We start from the raw sequence: 580 nt of genomic DNA, 5'->3' as shown, positions 1-580 counted from the left end.
ATATTCAATTAGGTAATTATCAAAATGAAAAAAAGTGAAAAAAATAAAAAATACGTATTGACTTTAAAGAAAAGGTCGTTTATTAAGGTTGGCAAGTGATTGAAACCCACTTGATAATAGGCGGGTAGGCAACGAAATAGCCTTTCCTACGTAAATATACTGGCTTTCTTTTGTGCTGTTATTGGCATATAACAATTTTGCCGGGTGTGGTTATACTATACAATACCCTTCATAGGGGAAAGTGTAACGACGGGCCTATTACCGTGGTTTCAAACACCCGGCGCCTCTTATGGGGTGTCAATTGAAACCTTTAAAATAGGATTACTAGCATGAAAGCTACAGTTACAAATCAAGAAACTTCTCCAAAATATGAACTTACTAATGAAACGCGTGTGTTTAATAATCAAACTCTTTATCGCATTAAAGCTTTAAGAGACTTTGATGATGTCAAAGCTGGTCAATTGGGCGGCTTTATTGAGAAGGAAGATAACCTTTCTCATGATGGCAATTGCTGGGTTTATGATGATGCTATGGTTATCAAAGCAAGCGTTTCCGAAAATGCCAAAATACGCAATAATGC

1 pseudogene is annotated in these 580 nt (G+C 36.2%); it reads left to right on the top strand.

Annotated elements, in window-relative coordinates:
- Positions 1-329: 329 nt before the first annotated feature.
- A pseudogene (locus ACFIM1_RS09475) lies at positions 330-580 on the top strand (hypothetical protein); the annotation flags it as partial.

The sequence above is a fragment of the Bartonella sp. AC158YNML genome (assembly GCF_042196725.1).
GTDB lineage: Bacteria > Pseudomonadota > Alphaproteobacteria > Rhizobiales > Rhizobiaceae > Bartonella.
The sequence above is the reverse complement of the archived record's forward strand: the minus strand, read 5'-3'. Positions and strand labels throughout refer to the sequence as shown.